13 protein-coding genes and 1 riboswitch are annotated in these 14,039 nt (G+C 74.2%); of the genes, 7 read left to right on the top strand and 6 right to left on the bottom strand.

Annotated features, from left to right (window positions below; translation table 11 throughout):
• Positions 1-87: 87 nt before the first annotated feature.
• On the bottom strand, positions 88-756 hold the full coding sequence (locus ABD976_RS00915; RefSeq protein WP_345355483.1) for a FadR/GntR family transcriptional regulator: 669 nt from the start codon (positions 754-756) through the stop codon (positions 88-90).
• A 60-nt stretch (positions 757-816) separates the two neighbouring features.
• Here ABD976_RS00915 and ABD976_RS00910 point away from each other — a divergent pair, with 60 nt between their 5' ends.
• Entirely contained in the window at positions 817-2,046 is a 1,230-nt protein-coding gene (locus ABD976_RS00910; protein WP_345355679.1) for a CynX/NimT family MFS transporter, read from the top strand.
• 101 nt (positions 2,047-2,147) lie between these two features.
• On the opposite strand, the gene ABD976_RS00905 is transcribed toward ABD976_RS00910, so the two are convergent.
• Positions 2,148-3,545, bottom strand: coding sequence for a mycothione reductase (locus tag ABD976_RS00905; RefSeq protein WP_345355480.1), 1,398 nt, complete (start codon positions 3,543-3,545; stop codon positions 2,148-2,150).
• A gap of 212 nt (positions 3,546-3,757) precedes the next feature.
• Here ABD976_RS00905 and ABD976_RS00900 point away from each other — a divergent pair, with 212 nt between their 5' ends.
• Positions 3,758-4,639: a hypothetical protein gene (locus tag ABD976_RS00900; protein WP_345355478.1), complete on the top strand. Its 882-nt coding sequence runs from the start codon at positions 3,758-3,760 to the stop codon at positions 4,637-4,639.
• 45 nt (positions 4,640-4,684) lie between these two features.
• Here ABD976_RS00900 and ABD976_RS00895 read toward each other — a convergent pair whose 3' ends face one another.
• The 3 genes from ABD976_RS00895 to ABD976_RS00885 form a co-directional block, all read right to left on the bottom strand.
• The gene (locus ABD976_RS00895) at positions 4,685-5,230 is read right to left on the bottom strand and encodes a YbhB/YbcL family Raf kinase inhibitor-like protein (protein WP_345355475.1); all 546 of its coding nucleotides are present in this window, start codon (positions 5,228-5,230) and stop codon (positions 4,685-4,687) included.
• A gap of 115 nt (positions 5,231-5,345) precedes the next feature.
• Positions 5,346-5,666 carry a type II toxin-antitoxin system PemK/MazF family toxin gene (locus tag ABD976_RS00890; RefSeq protein WP_345355472.1) on the bottom strand — a complete coding sequence of 107 codons (321 nt, stop codon included), beginning with the start codon at positions 5,664-5,666 and terminating at the stop codon, positions 5,346-5,348.
• A complete protein-coding gene (locus ABD976_RS00885) occupies positions 5,663-5,986 on the bottom strand; it encodes a hypothetical protein (RefSeq protein WP_345355469.1) in 324 nt (107 codons plus the stop codon). The genes ABD976_RS00890 and ABD976_RS00885 overlap by 4 nt, the downstream gene beginning before the upstream one ends.
• A 189-nt stretch (positions 5,987-6,175) precedes the next feature.
• Between ABD976_RS00885 and ABD976_RS00880 the strand changes: the two genes are divergently transcribed.
• The 3 genes from ABD976_RS00880 to ABD976_RS00870 are packed head-to-tail and all read left to right on the top strand — an operon-like array spanning position 6,176 to position 8,657.
• Positions 6,176-7,144, top strand: coding sequence for a sugar kinase (locus ABD976_RS00880; RefSeq protein WP_345355466.1), 969 nt, complete (start codon positions 6,176-6,178; stop codon positions 7,142-7,144).
• Positions 7,141-7,746 carry a bifunctional 4-hydroxy-2-oxoglutarate aldolase/2-dehydro-3-deoxy-phosphogluconate aldolase gene (locus ABD976_RS00875; protein ID WP_345355463.1) on the top strand — a complete coding sequence of 202 codons (606 nt, stop codon included), beginning with the start codon at positions 7,141-7,143 and terminating at the stop codon, positions 7,744-7,746. The genes ABD976_RS00880 and ABD976_RS00875 overlap by 4 nt, the downstream gene beginning before the upstream one ends.
• Entirely contained in the window at positions 7,746-8,657 is a 912-nt protein-coding gene (locus ABD976_RS00870; RefSeq protein ID WP_345355460.1) for an NAD(P)-dependent oxidoreductase, read from the top strand. The genes ABD976_RS00875 and ABD976_RS00870 overlap by 1 nt, the downstream gene beginning before the upstream one ends.
• Before the next feature lie 75 nt (positions 8,658-8,732).
• Here ABD976_RS00870 and ABD976_RS00865 read toward each other — a convergent pair whose 3' ends face one another.
• The gene (locus ABD976_RS00865) at positions 8,733-8,846 is read right to left on the bottom strand and encodes a lasso RiPP family leader peptide-containing protein (RefSeq protein WP_345355457.1); all 114 of its coding nucleotides are present in this window, start codon (positions 8,844-8,846) and stop codon (positions 8,733-8,735) included.
• Between the two features lie 264 nt (positions 8,847-9,110).
• Positions 9,111-9,230: riboswitch (cobalamin riboswitch) on the top strand.
• 51 nt (positions 9,231-9,281) lie between these two features.
• Here ABD976_RS00865 and cobN point away from each other — a divergent pair.
• Both cobN and ABD976_RS00855 read left to right on the top strand, forming a co-directional pair.
• Positions 9,282-12,950 (top strand): cobaltochelatase subunit CobN, encoded by a 3,669-nt coding sequence (gene cobN / locus ABD976_RS00860; protein ID WP_345355454.1) that lies wholly within the window; start codon positions 9,282-9,284, stop codon positions 12,948-12,950.
• Between the two features lie 205 nt (positions 12,951-13,155).
• Positions 13,156-13,995 carry a S1 family peptidase gene (locus ABD976_RS00855; protein ID WP_345355451.1) on the top strand — a complete coding sequence of 280 codons (840 nt, stop codon included), beginning with the start codon at positions 13,156-13,158 and terminating at the stop codon, positions 13,993-13,995.
• Positions 13,996-14,039: the final 44 nt, after the last annotated feature.

The following is a 14,039-nucleotide window of genomic DNA, read 5'->3' as shown; positions in this document are numbered from 1 at the left end:
GGCGCGTGCGTGGGGTGGAAGCGGCTGCGCCGCTTGCCTGACGGTGGTTGCGGGTGGCGTGTGTGCTCTCGTGGCCCTTGCTGCGGGTCAGCCTTCGGCGAGGAGGTCTTCGAGGAAGCCGCCTGCTTCTTCGGCGGCGCGCTTGGGGTCGCGGTCCCGGACGGCGTCGAGGAGTTCGCGGTGCGAGATGTGCTCCTCGGCGGGCAGGTCGGGGTCGAAGCAGGTGGCGACGCTGGACACGACCGCTTCCCGGATGCCCTGGTAGAGCGCGACCAGCACCGGGTTGTGGGAGGCGTCGACCAGCCGGAGGTGGAACGCGGCGTCGGCGGCGATGGCCTGGTCGGCTAGCCGGTCGCGCAGCGCGGTGGCGCGCTCGTCGAGCAGGGCGGTCAGCTCGGCGAGGTCCTGCTCGGTGCGGGCGGTGGCGGCGAGCCGGGCGGATTCGACCTCCAGCGCGCGGCGCACCTGGTGGATCTGGCGCAGCTCGTCACCGCAGAGGCCGCGGACCGCGCCGGAGAGCTCGCTGGTGGCGCGGACGAAGGTGCCGTCGCCCTGGCGGACCTCCAGCAGCCCGGTGTGGGAGAGGGCGCGCACCGCCTCGCGGACCGTGTTGCGGCCGACACCGAGGGCGGTGACCAGCTCGGCCTCGGGCGGGATCTTCTCGCCCAGCGGCCATTCGCCGGAGGACACGAGGGCGCGCATCTGGTCGATGACCTGGTCGACCAGACCGGTTCGCTTCGCGGTGACCAAGGGCACGATTAGGTCCTCTCATCCAGACATCCCATGTTTGACATACTAGGCGCGATGTCCACCCACATGCCGCCCGTGACCGAACAGGATGCCAGCTCCGCCGCCGCACCCGCGCACCCGCCGCGCACCGACCGCCGCGGTGCGCTCGGCGGCGTCCTGCTGCTGATCGGGGTCGCGCTCGCCGCCGCGAACATGCGCCCCGCCGTGACCAGCTTGGCCTCCGTGCTCGGCGAGGTCCGCGATTCGCTCGGCGCGAGCACCACGTGGGCCAGCGCGGTCACCTCCGTGCCCACGCTGTGCTTCGGCGTGGCCGGGATCGCCGCGCCGCTGCTGGCCCGCCGGCTCGGCAGCGGCCGGGTGATCGCGGTGTCGCTGGCGGTGCTCACCGCGGCGATGGCGCTGCGCGTGCTCAACGGCCCGTGGACCGTGCTCGGCGGGACGGTGCTCGTCTGCGCCGCGATCGCGATGTGCAACGTGCTGGTCCCGGTGGTGGTCAAGGAGTCGTTCCCGAACCGGGTCGGGATGGCCACCTCCCTCTACACCACCGCGATGGCGGCCGGTGGCGCGCTGGGCTCGACGCTCACGCCGATGCTGAACAGCGCGACCGGCAGTTGGCGGCTGTCCCTGGGCACCTGGCTGGTGCTCGCGCTGGCGGCGCTGGTCGTGTGGGTGCCCGCCACCGCGCGATCCGGGCGCACCGCGGCGCCCGCGGCCCCGGCCGAGCCCGGCCGTTCCATGCTGCGCAGCCCGCTGGCCTGGGTGATCACCGGTTACTTCGCGATGCAGTCGCTGGTCGCCTACGTGGTGATGGGGTGGCTGCCCGAGGTGTTCAAGGGCGCCGGGATCGATGCGGGGACCGCCGGAGCGCTGCTCGGGTTCCTGCTGCTGGTGGGCGTGCCGATCAACATGGTGCTGCCGTCGCTGGTCACCCGCAGCCGCAGCCAGTCCGGCTGGGCGGCGGGCCTCGCGGTGCTGACCATCACCGGGATGCTCGGGCTGCTCCTCGTGCCGACCACCGCGCCGTGGCTGTGGGCGCTGATCATCGGAGTCGGGATGAGCGCCTTCCCGCTCGCCCTGGTGCTGCTGTCGCTGCGCACCGCCAGCGCGGCCGACACCGCGCGGCTGTCGGCGATGGCGCAGAGCGTCGGCTACCTGATCGCCTCGGTCGGCCCGTTCCTGTTCGGCGTGCTGCACGACCTCACCGGGGCCTGGTCGAGCTCGCTGCTGGTGGTGGTCGCGGTCGTCGTGGTGCAGGGGATCATCGGGACCGTGGCCGGACGCCCGCGCACCGTGTGAGCCGCGCGCACCCAGCACGCCCGGGCCACCACCCGTTCGTGCCATGAGTGAGGGGCACCTTCAGCCGGCACGGTCGGATGAAGGTGCCCCTCACTCAGGTCTCAGTCGAGGGGGAGGTTGAGGAGGGCGTTCTCCACGAGCTCGGGCATGGCCGGGTGGATCCAGTACTGGCCCTTCGCCATCGAGCGGGCGTCGAGGCCGAAGTGCATCGCCTGGATCAGCGGCTGGATCACCGTGGGCGCCTGCGGGCCGATGATGTGCGCGCCGAGGATCAGCCCGGTGCGCGGGTCGGCCAGCAGCTTGGCGAAGCCGGTGGTGTCCTCCATCGCCCAGCCGTAGGCGACCGCGGCGTAGTCCTGCGTGCTCACGACGTGGTCGATGCCGCGCCGCCGCGCCTGCTCCTCGGTGAGCCCGACCGCGGCGATCTGCGGTGCGCTGAACACCGCGTGCGGCACGAACCGGTGGTCCGACTCGATCGGGTCGTCGGGGTGCAGCAGGTTGTGCTGGACCACGCGCATCTCGTGGTTGGCCACGTGCTTGAGCTCGAAGTGCGAGCTCACGTCGCCGAGCGCCCACACGCCCTCCACCGAGGCCCGCTGGGTGGAGTCGACCTTGACCTTGCCGTCCGCGGTGAGCTCGATGCCCCCGGCGGGCGCGTCGAGCAGGTCGGCGTTGGGCCGCCGCCCGGTCGCGACGAGCAGCGCGTCGCCGGGGACGGACTCGGCGCCGTCGGGACCGTCGAGGTGCAGCACGATCCCGTCGCCGTCGCGCTCCACGGAGGTGGCGTGCCGGTTCAGCCGCACGTCCCACTTGCGCGTGGCGATCTCGGTGAACCGCTCGGCGATGTCGGCGTCCTCGGCGCGCAGCGCCACCCCGGACCGGCCGACCAGGGTGACCTCGACGCCCAGCGACGAGAACACGTGCGCGAACTCGGCGCCGACGAACCCGGTGCCCATGATGATCATCCGGCGGGGCAGCTCGTCGAGCCGCATCACCGTGTCGCTGGTCCAGTACGGCACGTCGAGCAGCCCCGGCAGGTCGGGCAGGTCGGGGCGCCCGCCCGCGGCGATGACGAACCGGTCGGCGGTGATGGTCTCCGGCCCGCCCTCGGTCTCGACGGTGAGCCGCTTGACCCCGCTGAACGTCGCGACGCCGGTGAACAGCGTCACGTTCGGGCTCTCCTCGGCGCGGTAGTGCCTGCCGCCCGCGGAGATGGTGTCGATCCGCTCGAAGATCCGGTCCCGGATCTCCCGCCAGCGCACCCCGCGCAGCTCCAGGTCCACCCCGAGCCGCTCCCCGGCGGCGGGACCGGCGGCGACGTCGGCGGTGTGCACGAACATCTTCGTCGGGATGCACCCGACGTTGAGGCAGGTCCCGCCGTAGGCGTCGTTGGGGCCGATGCCCTTGTCGACGATGGCGACGTTCCAGCCGTCGAACCGCTCGTCCAGCAACGAGTTGCCGGAGCCGGAACCGATGATGACGAGGTCGAAGTGGCGCACGGATCCATCCTGCCTCAGGTCGGGGGAGCGCGGGACCGCCCGGTCCAACCCGTCGCCATCCCCGCTGATTCCCGGCGTGAGCCCGGCCACGTCCACTGTGGAAGGGGGAGGCGGGTGCTCACACCTTCGAGCGAGCTCGGGACCGAACCCGCGACCGGGGACGATGCCGCCGGGCATGATCGTCGGCAGCCGCACCGAGGGAAGTGGTGGACATGGCCCGCACCCGACCGGCGGGGAGCCTGCGCGACCCGGACGATCTCGGCATCCGGCTGCGCGCCGGGTACCGGGGGCTGTCCGAGGCCGAGCTCCGCACGACGGCCGTCACCTACCTGCACCAGCTCACCGCGGGCAAGGTCGTCGGCGGCCTGCACCGGCTCGGCCCGCTGCTGGACTGCCCGCCCCGCGCGCTGCACGCGGCGCTGCCGCTGCTGCAGCACCTGGAGGCGCTGGTCCACCGGGTCGACCTCGGCGCGGGGACGGGGGAGGAGGACCGGATCGCCTTCGACGGCATCGAGCACCTGCTCGACGCGCACGGCCTCGACCACCCCGGCATCCGCCGCCAGGTCGCGCTGCTCAAGGCCTACGGCAGGCAGCGGCGCCGGGTGGTGCACGAGCTCGCCGAGGTCGACGAGGAGGCGCTGCGGGTGCTCACCCACCAGCGCTGCTCGGACGTCCGGCTGCTGGTCCAGGTGCTGTGCGACGTGGTCGGGCGGGACGCCGCCGTGGCGCTGCACGCCCTCGACCCGCTGCTGGCGCTGCGCGAGATCCGCGACGACCTGCGGCCGCACGCCGCCGACCGGGCCTTCGGGCACGTCAACGTGCTGGCCGAATACCGGAGGCTGTTCGGCGAGGTCGACGGCCCGCACCGGTTGCACCGGGAGCAGCTCCGGCTCGTCGAGGAGCTGCTGGCGCGCTGGTCGCGGCTGCCCAGGAAGCGGGCCCGCGCGCTGTGGCCCGCGGTGTTCGACGCCCCGATCCCGCGGCGGTTGCGCCGGCTGCCCCGGGTGCTGCTGGTCCGGCAGGCCCGCGCCCGGCTGCTCGCCTCGGTGCCCGAGCCGGTGCTCGCGCCCCCGGTCGGAGCCGCGGGACGCTGACGGACGAGGGGGCTCCTCGGGTGCGGAACCCCCTCGGGCGCACCGTCAGTGCGCGTAGGTCGGGGCGATCACGGCCCGCGCGACGGTGTGGAAGGCCAGGTTGAAGCTGACCACCGCCGGGCTCACCGTGTCGTCGACCCCGAGCTGCTCGGTGTCCACCGCGTGCACCGCGAAGTAGTAGCGGTGCGGGCGGTCACCGGGCGGCGGCGCGGCGCCGCCGAAGGCCCGCTCGCCCATGTCGTTGGGGACGTGGAAGGCGCCCTCCGGGATGCCGGAGCCGCTGCGGTCGCCCGCGTCGGCGGGCAGCTCGGTGACCCCGACGGGCACGTCGACCAGCACCCAGTGCCAGAAGCCGCCCGGGATCGGGGCGTCCGGGTCGAAGCAGGTCACCACGAAGCTCTTGGTGGTGTCCGGGAAGCCCGACCAGCTCAGTTGCGGCGAGCGGTTCTCGCCCTCGGCGCCCATGCCGTCGTAGGCGTGGGCCTTGCCCATCGGCTCGCCGTCGGTCACGTCCTCGGACGTCACGGTGAACGACGGAACCTCGGGGAGCAGGGAATACGGGTCCGGATCGACCGGGCGCTCCAAGCTCATCAAGCATCCTCCTCTTCGTCGCGGACGGCGTGATCGGATTACCCGGCGCCCACCCTAATGACCCGGGCCGCCCTTCGGGCCGGGACGCCTCCGCCCCGACGGGGGATCCGCGGGATCAGAGCCCGAGGGCGGCGCGCAGGGCGCTGTCGACGCGCCGCATCGTCGGTGGCGGCAGCGCGCCGAGGTCCCGGGTGACCTCGTCCCGGTAGACCTTCTCGACGTTGTCGCAGGGAACCCAACCGGTCCACGGGTGATCGCCGTGGTCGAGCGTGACGACGCTGTCGATGTCCGGCTTCGGCGTGGTCGTGAGCTGCACGGCGAGGAAGTCGGGCAAGGCGCGGTTGCGGTGGTTGTTCGAGATGGCCAGGTAGAACTTCTCCCCGCGGTCTTCGATCTCAGCGGCGTAGATCCGACCTCGAACGATGTCGATGCTCATCCCCCGTCGGCCCCGTCGGCGCGGCGGCGTCGGCTGCGGGTGATCGCGCGATCCTCGTCGCTCTCCTGCCGGGTGATGGACGCGGCGAGTCGCTGGTAGCCCTTGTCCCGGGCGAGATCGCGGATGTCGCGCACGCCGAGGTGGAACGCGGCGCGGAGGAGGGCCGCCTTCGACGTGCCGAGCTCTTCGCCCTTCTCGGTGGCGAGTTCCTCCAGCGCGGCGCGCTCGTCGCTCCCCGGTTCCAGCAGCAGATCGACGAGGCGGGCGTCCTCCGCCGTGAGGGACAGCCACTCGCGGCGGGCGACGGGCTCGGTGCTCATGTCATCGAGTATGCACCCGGAACGGGGTCCACCACCACGGACCAACTCTGTGATACATGAGGTTCTCACTCTACTACTGTACCGCTTCACTGGTACAACTCGATGAGTTCGTGCACATGTTGCAAGGGTGGTGTGCCATGCGCAGTCGGGCGGGTAGGCTGCGCCACGGCCGAAAGCGGAGGAGGCGGTGTGGAGCCCGACGAAGCCCTCGAAGTGCTGTGCGTGGGCGAGACGATGTCGCTGGTCGCGCCCGCGGACGCGACGCCGCTGGAGCGGGCACCGGCGTTCACGCTCTCCGCGGGCGGCGCCGAGTCGAACGTGGCGATCCACCTGGCCTCGCTGGGGCACCGGGTCGGCTGGGCCAGCCGGGTCGGGGACGACCCGCTGGGCAGGCGGCTGGTCGCCGACCTCGCGCGCGCCGGGGTGGACACCGCGCTGGTCGAGGTGCACCCGGAGGCGCCGACCGGCGTCTACTTCAAGGACCCCCGGCCCGAGGGCACCCGGGTGCACTACTACCGGGCCGGGTCGGCGGCGTCCACGATGGACCAGGACTTCCTGGCCGACGTGGTGCTCGACGCCCCGGCCGCGGTGCACCTCAGCGGCATCACGCCGGTGCTGTCCACCGGCTGCGACCGGCTGGTCCGGCGGTTGCTGACCCGCCCGCGGCGGTCCCGGCTGAGCTTCGACGTGAACCACCGGCCCGCGCTGTGGAGCGCGGCGGAGGCGGCGCCGGTGCTGCGAGAGCTGGCGCAGCTCGCCGACGTGGTGTTCGTCGGGCTCGACGAGGCCGCGGCGCTGTGGTCGGTGCGCACCCCCGAGGAGGTGCGCGCGCTGCTCGACCGGCCCGAGCTGGTGGTGGTCAAGGACGGCGCGCTGGCCGCGCACGAGTTCGGCGCGGGCACCACGTCGGTCCCGGCGCCCCGCGTGGAGGTCGTCGAGCCGGTCGGGGCCGGGGACGCCTTCGCCGCCGGGTACCTGTCCGGGCTGCTGCGCGGTGCGGACGCCTCGCGCCGGCTGCGGCTCGGGCACCTGCTGGCGGCTCGGAGCCTGCTCAGCACCGAGGACCACCAGGCGCTGCCGGACCTCGCCGAGCTGGAGGAACGACTGGCCTACGACGAGCGGGCCTGGGGCGGCCTGCGGATCGGCGGTGACGCGTGAGGGGATTCGACGAGCTGCTGGCCGCGCCGGTGCTGGCGATCCTGCGCGGGATGACCCCGCAGCGGACCGCCGAACTGGCCGAGCGGGCCTGGGACCTGGGCATCGAGGCCGTCGAGGTGCCGATCGAGACCCCGCGCGCCGAACCGTCGCTGCGCGCCGCCGTCGAGGCCGGTGCCCGGCGCGGGCGCCCGGTGGGCGCGGGCACCGTGACCTCGCCCGAGCAGGTCCGCACCGCGCAGGAGGCCGGGGCCGCGTTCACCGTGGCGCCCGGCCTGGACGCCGAGGTGGTGCGGCTCAGCGCCGACGTCGGGGTGCCGCACCTGCCCGGCGTGGCGACCCCGAGCGAGGTCCAGCAGGCCCGGCGGCTCGGGCTGGACTGGGTCAAGGCGTTCCCGGCCGCGCAGCTCGGCGCCGGCTGGTTCAGCGCGGTGCTCGGGCCGTTCCCCGACCTCAAGCTGGTCGCCACCGGTGGGATGAACGCGCGCAACGCCGCGGAATTCCTCGCCGCGGGCGCCCGCGCGGTCGCGGTGGGCTCGGCCCTGGACGATCCCGAGCAGCTCCCCGCGCTGGCCGGGTTGCTGCGCGACGGCGGGAGGGCGTAGTGCGGGTGCACGTCGGTCCGGAACCGGCCGCCGAACTCCAGGACGCGGTGCTGGCCGCGGGCGCGGAACTCGCCCCGGCCGCCGAGGCCACCGGGCTGGTGTGGTTCGGCGCCGGGCCGGAGCGGTTCGCCGAGTACGACCACCCGGGGCTGGAATGGGTGCAGCTGCCCGCCGCCGGGATCGAACCGTGGCTCGCGGCGGGCGCGCTGCGCGAGGGCATCACGGTCACCTCGGCCGCGGGCAGCTACGCCGAGACCGTCGCCGAGCACGCCCTCGGGCTGATGCTGGCCGGCGCCCGCGGCCTGCACCAAGCCGCCCGCGCCGAGCGCTGGGACCGCCCGGAGCGGGCGCGCACCCTGTTCGGCACCACGGTGGGCATCGTCGGCGCGGGCGGCATCGGGCGGGCGCTGATCGGGCTGCTGCGCCCCTTCGGCGTCCGGGTGCTGGCGATCAACCGCTCCGGACGCCCGGTCGACGGCGCCGAGCGCACCTGGCCCGCCGAGGACCCGGACGCCCTCGGCACCCTGCTGGAGCGGTCGGATCACGTGGTGGTCGCGGCCCCGGCCACGGCCGCCACCGCCGCGCTGATCGACGCCGCCGCGCTGGCGCGGATGAAGGACGACGCCTGGCTGATCAACGTGGCCCGCGGCTCGCTGGTCGACACCGGCGCGCTGGTCGAGGCGCTGGACGCCGGGCGGATCGGCGGGGCCGCGCTGGACGTCACCGACCCGGAGCCGCTGCCGGACGGGCACCCGCTGTTCGGCCACCCGCGCGCGTTGATCACCCCGCACTCGGCGAACCCGAAGCCGCTGCTGCTCCCGGCGCTGGCCCGCCGGGTGCGGGACAACGTGCGGCGGCGCCTCGCGGGCGAGCCGCTGATCGGCGTCGTCGACCTCGAAGCCGGGTACTGACCGCCTGGCCGCACCGACCTGGGGAGACGACCGGGGTCCGACCCCCTCGCGCGGGAACCGGACCCGTGGCCTCGATCAGGGCAGGAAGTAGCCGTTGCCGTCGACGTACTCGCCGCTGCCACCGAGGGTGTCGGCGGTGAACTCGCCCAGCTCGGCCAGTTCGGGCGTGCGGTAGGTGGTCTCGGTCATGGTCGTTCGCCTCCCTGTCGTTGACGTGGTGCCCGCCGCGGGCACCTGCCCCTGTGATCGGCGACGTCCTGGACGCCTTGAGGTCCCCGCGGCGGGGGTTCACCCGGGTTCCGCAGCACGACTACCCGGCCGTGCCCCGAGCCCTGCGCCGCCGGCGCGTCCGGGAGGCGGCCCGGAGGGCTGCCGGGTGCGGCGTGAACGACGTCTCACGGCGGGCGCGCCGGTGGCCGTTAGGATGATCGGCGTCAGACGGCGGTGACGCGGAGGAACCCGGTGCGAGACCGGGGCGGTCGCGCCACTGTGACCGGGGAGCGCACTCCGACGAGCCACGGCCCGCACGGGCCGGAAGGTGGGGCCGCGCGCCGATCCGGGAGCCAGGACACTCCGGCCGCCGTGGATCCCGATCGGGGCGCGCACCCCGAGGAAGGACGCGCCGTGTCCGACGCTGCCCGCACCACCAGGATCCTGCTGCTGTCCACGGCGGACACCGATCTGCTGGCCGCCAGGGCCTCCGGTGCCGACTACGCGGTGGCCAACCCGTCCCGGGTCGCCGCCGAGGACGTCCCCGACCTGCTCACCGGGGTCGATCTGGTGGTGGTCCGGCTGCTCGGCGGCAAGCGCGCCTGGGCCGAAGGGCTGGACGCGGTGCTGGCCTCGGGCCTGCCGACCGTCGCGCTCAGCGGCGAGTCCACCCCGGACGCCGAGCTGATGGCGCTGTCCACCGTCCCGGCCGGGGTCGCCACCCAGGCGCTGACCTACCTGGTCGAGGGCGGACCGGGCAACCTCGGGCAGCTCGCCCGGTTCCTGTCCGACACGGTGCTGCTGACCGGCGACGGCTTCGAGCCGCCGGAGCGGATGCCGGAGTTCGGCCCGCACGGCGAGCGGGCGCACGACCCGGCGCGGCCCACCGTGGGCATCGTCTTCTACCGGGCGCACGCGCTGGCGGGCAACACCGGGTTCGTCGACACCCTCGCCGACCAGGTCGAGCGGGCCGGGGCCAACGCGCTGCCGGTGTTCTGCGGCTCCCTGCGCGGGCTGTCCGACGCCGCCGGGCTGCGCGACCTGCTCGGCGGCTGCGACGTGCTGGTGGCCACGGTGCTCGCCGCGGGCGGCTCGGTGGCCGCCGACGCCAGCGCGGGCGGCGACGAGGACTCCTGGGACGCCGGGGCGCTGGCCGAGCTGGACATCCCGGTGCTGCAAGGGCTCTGCCTCACCACCAGCCGCGCCACCTGGGAGGACAGCGACGCCGCGCTGTCGCCGATGGACGCCGCGATGCAGGTCGCGGTGCCGGAGTTCGACGGCCGGCTGATCAGCGTGCCGTTCTCCTTCAAGGAGGCCGGGGACGACGGCATCCCGGTCTACCTGGCCGACCCCGAACGCGCCCGCCGGGTCGCGGGCACCGCCACCGCGCTGGCCCGGCTGCGGCGCACCGCCGACTCGGACAAGAAGCTGGCCGTGGTGCTGTCGTCCTACCCGACCAAGCACTCCCGGGTGGGCAACGCGGTCGGCTTGGACACCCCCGCCTCGGCGGTGGTGCTGCTGCACGCCCTGGCCGAGGCCGGGTACGACCTCGGCGGCCTGGACCTGTCCGGAGTGGACGGCGACGGGCTGATCCACCGGCTGATCGCCGCGGGCGGCCACGACGTCGAATGGCTCACCGACGACCAGATGTCGCAGGCCGCGATCCGCGTCCCGGCACCCCGCTACCGGGAGTGGTTCGACGCGCTGCCCACCGCGCTGCGCGAGGCCATGGCCGAGCACTGGGGTCCGCCGCCGGGCGGCCTGTACGTCGACGACGAGGGCTCGATCTACGTGGCGGCGCTGCGCTTCGGCAACGTGGTGCTGATGATCCAGCCGCCGCGCGGCTTCGGCGAGAACCCGATCGCCATCTACCACGACCCGGACCTGCCGCCCTCGCACCAGTACTTCGCCGCCTACCGCTGGCTGGCCGAGGAGTTCGGCGCCCATGCCGTCGTCCACCTGGGCAAGCACGGCACCCTGGAGTGGCTGCCGGGCAAGGGCCTCGGGCTGGCCGCCGAGTGCGCGCCGGACGCCGTGCTGGGCGACCTGCCGCTGGTCTACCCGTTCATCGTCAACGACCCGGGCGAGGGCACCCAGGCCAAGCGCCGCGGGCACGCCGTCGTGGTGGACCACCTGATCCCGCCGATGGCCCGCGCCGACAGCTACGGCGACATCGCCAAGCTGGAGCAGCTCCTCGACGAGTACGCCCTGGTCACCGACCTCGATCCGGAGAAGAAGCCCGCGCTGCGCAACCAGATCTGGGAGCTGGTCACCGCCGCCGAGCTGCACCACGACCTGCACCAGCAGGACCAGCCCGACGCCGAGTCGTTCGACGACTTCGTGATGCACATCGACGGCTACCTGTGCGAGATCAAGGACGTGCAGATCCGCGACGGGCTGCACGTCCTCGGCCGGGCGCCGGCGGGCGAGGAGCTGGTCAACGACGTGCTGGCGATCCTGCGCTCGCGGCAGGTCTTCGGCGGGAAGGTCGGGGCGCTGCCCGGGCTGCGGACCGCCCTGGCCGAGCGCTTCGGCCTCGACGAGCAGCACCTGCTGGCCGAGCCCGGCGCCGCGGTGGCGGTCCCGGGCGCGCTGACCGGACTGGTGGCGGGTCCCGCGGCGTCCGCGTCGGACGCGGTGGACCTGCTGGAGGAGCTGGCCCGGCGGCTGGTCACCGGCCTGGCCGAGGCGGGCTGGCGGGCCGACGGCGTCGCCGCGTCGGTGCTGGGCGGCCCCGACGAGCAGGTCGACGCGGTGCTGCGGTTCGCCTGCGAGGAGCTGGCGCCCCGGCTGGCCCGCACCACCGACGAGGTGGACAACGTGGTGCACGCCCTCGGCGGCGGCTTCGTGCCCGCCGGACCGTCCGGGTCGCCGACCCGGGGCCTGGTGTCGGTGCTGCCGACCGGCCGCAACTTCTACTCGGTCGATCCCAAGGCGATCCCGTCCCGCAACGCCTTCGAGGTCGGCTCCGCGCTCGCCGATTCGCTGCTGGCGCGGCACGTGCAGGACACCGGGGAGCACCCGCGCTCGGTCGGGCTCACGGTGTGGGGCACCTCGGCGATGCGCACCCAGGGCGACGACATCGGCGAGCTGCTCTGGCTGCTCGGCTGCCGCCCGACCTGGGACGACGCCTCCCGCCGGGTCACCGGTTTCGAGGTGGTGCCGCTCGCCGAGCTGGGCCGCCCCCGGATCGACGTGGTGGTGCGCATCTCCGGCTTCTTCCGGGACGCCTTCCCGCACGTGGTGTCGCTGCTCGACGACGCGGTCCGGGCGGTGGCGGTGCTCGACGAGCCGGACGAGGACAACTTCGTCGCCGCGCACTACCGCGCCGACCTCGCTTCGCACGGCGACGACCGGCGCGCCTCCACCCGGATCTTCGGGTCCAAGCCGGGTGCCTACGGGGCCGGGCTGCTGCCGCTGATCGACGCCCGGAACTGGCGCAGCGACGCCGACCTCGCCGAGGTCTACGCCACCTGGGGCGGGTTCGCCTACGGCCGGGGCCTGGACGGCCGGGAGGCGCGGACGGACATGGAGACCGCGTTCCGGCGCATCCAGGTGGCGGCCAAGAACGTCGACACCCGCGAGCACGACATCGCCGACTCCGACGACTACTTCCAGTACCACGGCGGGATGGTCGCCGCGGTGCGGGTGCTCGCCGGCGCCGACCCGGCCGCCTACGTCGGGGACTCCGCGGTGCCGCACGCGGTGAAGACGCGGACCCTCGGTGAGGAGACCAAGCGCGTCTTCCGGGCCCGGGTGGTCAACCCCAAGTGGATCTCGGCGATGCGCAGGCACGGCTACAAGGGCGCCTTCGAGCTCGCGGCCACCGTGGACTACCTGTTCGGCTTCGACGCGACCGCGGGCGTGGTGGACGACTGGATGTACGCCAAGCTCGCCGAGTCCTACGTCTTCGACGGCGAGGTGCAGGAGTTCCTGCGCACCTCGAACCCGTGGGCGCTGCGCGGGATGACCGAGCGGCTGCTGGAGGCCGCCGACCGCGGCCTGTGGGAGCGGCCCGATGAGGCGGTGCTGGCGGAGCTGCGCGAGGTGTACCTGGAACTCGAGGGCAGCCTGGAGGACTGAAGCACTCCTCTGTGGACGGCGATATCCCGCCGGACGGGTGTATTCAGCCGCGCGTCCAGTAACTCGACCGAGTGGTTAGCGGTCGGCGTGCGGCGCCCTCCGGTGCGCTGTGATCCGCTGGGGTCGTCAAGTGGTTCGGACCGGTGGGGGACCGGTTCGCGCGGACGGCGCCGGCCCACCCCCGCCCGTGGGGGAGGAGACAGCGATGACACGAGTTCCGCGCAGGGGAGCGGCGGCGCTGGGCGTGCTGGCGATGTCGGCGGCGCTGGCGACCGCACCGCTGACCGCCACTGCCGCCGAGACAGCCGGTGCCGCTGAGACCGCCGGTGCCGCCGAGACCGGGCCCGTCGCCTCGAAGGCACCGCCGATCGTCGGCGGCTCCCCGGCCCCGATCGCCGAGCACCCGTGGGTGGTCTACCTCGCCAACCCGCGGGGCGACCAGTTCTGCGGCGGCACCCTCGCCGCACCCGACAAGGTCGTCACCGCCGCGCACTGCGTGGACGGCGAGCGGCCGGGGTCGGTGCAGGTCGTCGCGGGCCGGGAGGACAAGCGGACCACCGCGGGCACCGTCGCCGGGGTGCGGGACATCTGGACCCACCCGGACTACCAGAGCGCCACCGCGGGCGCCGACGTCGCGGTGCTCACCCTGGACACCCGGCTCCCGCAGCAGCCGCTGCCGCTGGCCACCCCGGCCGACTCCGCGCTCTACCAGGCGGGCACGCCGACCACGGTGCTCGGCTGGGGCAACGTCGCCGAGGGCGGGCCCAGCTCCGACGTGCTGCGCTCGGTCCAGGTCCCGGTGGTGGCCGACGCCGACTGCTCGCGCGCCTACTCGCAGTACGACCCGCGCACGATGGTCTGCGCGGGCGTGCCCGAAGGCGGCAAGGACAGCTGCCAGGGCGACTCCGGCGGGCCGATGGTCGCCGACGGGAAGCTGATCGGCATCGTCTCCACCGGCAACGGCTGCGCCCGCCCGGGCTACCCCGGGATCTACACCCGGGTCGCCACCTACCAGGCCGACATCGCCGCCCAGCTCGGCACCTGAGGACCTGCGCCTGGGACTCCGGTGAGAGGGACGTCACGGCCGCC

The organism is Saccharopolyspora cebuensis, from assembly GCF_039542665.1.
Taxonomy (GTDB): Bacteria; Actinomycetota; Actinomycetes; order Mycobacteriales; family Pseudonocardiaceae; genus Saccharopolyspora; species Saccharopolyspora cebuensis.
This window is presented reverse-complemented; position numbering and strand designations above follow the sequence as displayed.